The 3378-nt window shown below is 75.4% G+C and carries 3 protein-coding genes and 1 pseudogene; 1 reads left to right on the forward strand and 3 read right to left on the reverse strand.

The features are described from left to right. A pseudogene (locus H5J29_RS26045) lies at positions 1-501 on the forward strand (hypothetical protein); the annotation flags it as partial. Positions 502-519: 18 nt separating this feature from the next. Here the strand turns inward: H5J29_RS26045 and H5J29_RS26050 are convergent. The 3 genes from H5J29_RS26050 to H5J29_RS26060 all read right to left on the reverse strand — a co-directional run. Beyond that, positions 520-1218, reverse strand: a complete 699-nt coding sequence (locus tag H5J29_RS26050; RefSeq protein ID WP_181783658.1) for a hypothetical protein — start codon at positions 1216-1218, stop codon at positions 520-522. A gap of 149 nt (positions 1219-1367) precedes the next feature. Then, a complete protein-coding gene (locus tag H5J29_RS26055) occupies positions 1368-2876 on the reverse strand; it encodes an adenylate/guanylate cyclase domain-containing protein (protein WP_220187949.1) in 1509 nt (502 codons plus the stop codon). A gap of 50 nt (positions 2877-2926) precedes the next feature. Further along, on the reverse strand, positions 2927-3378 hold a 452-nt coding region (locus H5J29_RS26060; RefSeq protein WP_181783659.1), incomplete at its 5' end, for a hypothetical protein.

A 3378-nucleotide genomic window follows, 5' to 3' on the forward strand; every position in this document is an offset into this window, starting at 1 on the left:
CGGATCCGCGCCGAGGCCCGGCTGGCCGCCCTGGAGGAGGCCGATCGCGACCCGCGGACCGGGCTGCACACGATCTCGTTCCTCGACCGGTGGACCCGCGGCCTCGGCGAGGGCACCCTCCCGATCGGGCTCGTGCTACTGCGCGTGCTCGGGGTGTCCGAGGTCCGGGCGCAGCACGGGCTGCGCGCGGAGCTGGCCGCCCTGCAGGGGGTCGCGAGCTCCGTCGGCGGGATGCTCGGCGAGGTCGACACGGTGGTCCGGATGGGCCGGGACGACTTCCTCGCCGTCCTCCCCTCGTGGACGCAGGCGGACGTCGCCCGGTTCGGCCAGGAGGCCTGCGCGCGGGTGGGCGAGCTGGCCAACCGTTACCCGTTCGTGCAGCTCCCGGGGGTCGCGGCGGCCACGGTGACCCGGCGCCGCCCACTCCCGATCCCACAGCTCGCCCATCAGGTCGCGGGGGCCTCCCGCACCCGTCGCCCGGTCCGCGTGCTGGCGGGCTGACCCGCTCCGTCCAGGGCGTCAGCGCAGGTCGCGGAGGGCCTTCGCGTGCGCCAGCACCTCGTGCGAGGCCGCCACACCGGGGTCCCCGCCGCCGAGGTGAGTGACCGGTCGGGCGTCCAGCTCCCGCGCGACGACGGCGAGCTCCCGCAGGTTCGCCTCGACCTGGTCCAGCTCCGCGAGCACGGCCCGCACCTCGGTCTCCGCGCGCTCGACGGGGTGACCGGCCGCGCGGTCCGCGGCGACCCGGTCGGTCAGCTCCGCGAGCCGGAGTGCGCGGTTCACCGCCGACCACACCGTCTGCGGGATCAGGCGGTCGGCGTCGACCTGGCCGGTGCGGAAGGACTCGGTCTCCGCGATCTCCGCCGCGAGCCCGCAGACCCGGGTGGCGCGCGGATCGCCGCCCGACGCGACGAACGCCTCCCGGCCCCGCCCCTTGCGGTAGGCGACCTGCGGGTCCGTCGGCAACAGCACGGCGACCAGCACGAACGCGGCCGACGCGCTGCCGACCCCCCACAGGACGTCCGCCCACCAGGTGTCGCCGAGCGCGAGGACCGTGCCGACGCCCACGGCGAGCGCGATCGTGAGCGCCACGAACCCGTGCAGCCCGGACCGGCGGTGCCGCAGATCGCCGCCGTCCTCCACCGTGAACGACCCGCCCGCGGTGAGCGCCGGGTCGTAGACGCGGTAGCCCTCGTCGTCCTCGAGCAGACCGGGCATCCCGGTCCTCCGTCCCCCGTACCTCGACATGGCGCTCCCTCCCCCACCGGTCACGGGCCGGTGGTCGCGGGTGTTAACGAGGCGTCGTCGAGCAGGTGGGCGAGTCGGCGGGCCCACCGTCGCGCTGCCCGCGGGCGTCCTCGCCGTCCTCACGCCGTGACCGGGCAGGCGACCTCGGTAGGGGTCGGACGGCCGCGCAGCACCACCGCGTCACCGCGCTCCCAGCGGGCGGCCTCGACCGGATCGGCGAGGGAGAGCGCCCTCCCCGAGGCCGCGACGCCGCCGAGCGTCTTGGCGAGGTCGGTGAGGCGGGCGGCCTCGTTCACCGGATCGCCGATCACGGTGTACTCGTAGCGGCGGGGATCGCCGACGTTGCCCGCCACCGCGTCCCCCGCGGAGACGCCGATGCCCGCGGTGACCTCCGGCATCCGCCTGCCCAGCTGCTCGCTCAGCTCCCGGGCGGCGGCGAGGGCGCTGCCCGCGGGATCCGCGACGGGGTTGGGCGCGCCGAAGACGGCCAGGGCGGCGTCGCCCTCGAACTTGTTGATCCAGCCGCCGTGCCGCTCGACCGCTTCGACGACCACCGCGAAGAACCGGTTGAGCAGCTCGACGACCTCCGCGGGCGGGCGTTCCGCCGCCATCGCCGTCGAGCCGACGAGGTCGACGAACACCACCGCGACCCGCCGGACCTCCCCGCCCAGCTCCACCCCGTCCGCGGCGGTCGCCGCCCGCGCGACCTCCCGCCCGACGTGCCTGCCGAACAGGTCGCGGATCCGCTCCCGCTCGCGAAGTCCCTCGACCATGGTGTTGAAGCCCGCCTGCAGCCTGCCCAGCTCGGTGTGGTCGTAGACCGGCACGGAGACGTCGAGGTCACCCCGCTCGACCCGCTGCATCGCGCGGCGCACGGAGATGACGGGGTCGGCGGCGGCGCGGGCGGCACCGACCGTCGTCAGGACGCCTGCGAGCAGGGCCGCGCCGCCGATCGCCAGGATCATCACCGCGAGCCGGTCGACGGTGACGTCCTGGAACACCAGCGCGGACACCCCGCCGAGCAGCAGCCCGACGACCGGCACCGCGGTGCCCAGCGCCCAGAACAGCACCGGGCGGAGCAGGACCCCGGGCAACGCCCGGCTGCGCGGCGGTTCGCCCGCGAGGATCACCGAGGCCGGGCCGCGCAGGATCCGCTCGCTCAGCAGGTAGGACAACGAGCAGGTGGCGATCCCGCCGACCGTGATCGTCTCGGCGACGGACAGGGCCAGCCGCCAGGATAAGCGGAGGTTGACCAGGCCGAAGAGGACCACGGCACCGCCCCAGAGGACGGCCAGCATCACGACGATCCGCAGGGGGCCGAAGAGCACCAGCCGCCGTGCCCGGCGCGCGGGGTCCCGGCGGGCCGCCCGCCCGCGGAGCACGAAGAGCCTGCGGCCCAGCAGGATCCCCGCCGGCGTGGCGACGAGCAGGTACCCGGCCACGACCGCGGTGTTCAGCAACCGCGCGTCCGTGGGGTCCGCGACCCGGCCCTGCGGGACGACCCAGGCGGACAACGCGAACACGACCACCGCGCCGCCGAGGTTGGCCAGCACCACGGCGGCAGCCAGCATCAGCCGCACCGGGAGACCCAGCACGAAGCCACCGGGCCGCAGCGCTGGGTCCGCCATGCGCGGAGTCTAGGCCGAATGGGGGATGGCGCCCCGCAGGCCGGGCCGGATCAGCCAGGCAGTCGGCAGGCGTTCATCTTGTTCAGGTCGGTGCCTGCGGCCTGGATGCAGTCGTTGTACGCGGTCCACTCGGCCGAGGTCTGGTTGAGCTGGTCCGAGGTCTGCTGCAGGCTGTCCGACAGCTCGCTGACCGCGGTGAAGAAGATGACCGCGCCCACGACGGCCAGCACGAGCGCCACGACACCGGCCGCGAGCCCGGTCCAGGTCAGCCCCTTGGAGGCCTCGCCCCGCTTCGCCCGGCCCAGCGAGGCCAGGGCCAGCGGGATCGCCACGACGGCCAGCACTCCCGCGACCCAGAAGGTGAGCGGGATGAACCCGAACAGGATCCCGACCGCGCCGCAGATGACCGCGGCGAGCGCGAGGCCGTTGCGCGTCACGGGCGCCGTGGCCGCGACCTGCGGGGCCTCGTAGCCTGCGACCGGCGCGAACTGCTGCGGCACGT

It is taken from the genome of Pseudonocardia pini, from assembly GCF_013870575.1.
GTDB classification, from domain to species: domain Bacteria; phylum Actinomycetota; class Actinomycetes; order Mycobacteriales; family Pseudonocardiaceae; genus Pseudonocardia; species Pseudonocardia pini.

Coding starts and splice junctions, on each gene's coding strand:
- H5J29_RS26050 (WP_181783658.1), bottom strand. CDS start 1,218: ATGCCCGGTCTGCTCGAGGACGACGAGGGCTACCGCGTCTACGACCCG.
- H5J29_RS26055 (WP_220187949.1), bottom strand. CDS start 2,876: ATGGCGGACCCAGCGCTGCGGCCCGGTGGCTTCGTGCTGGGTCTCCCG.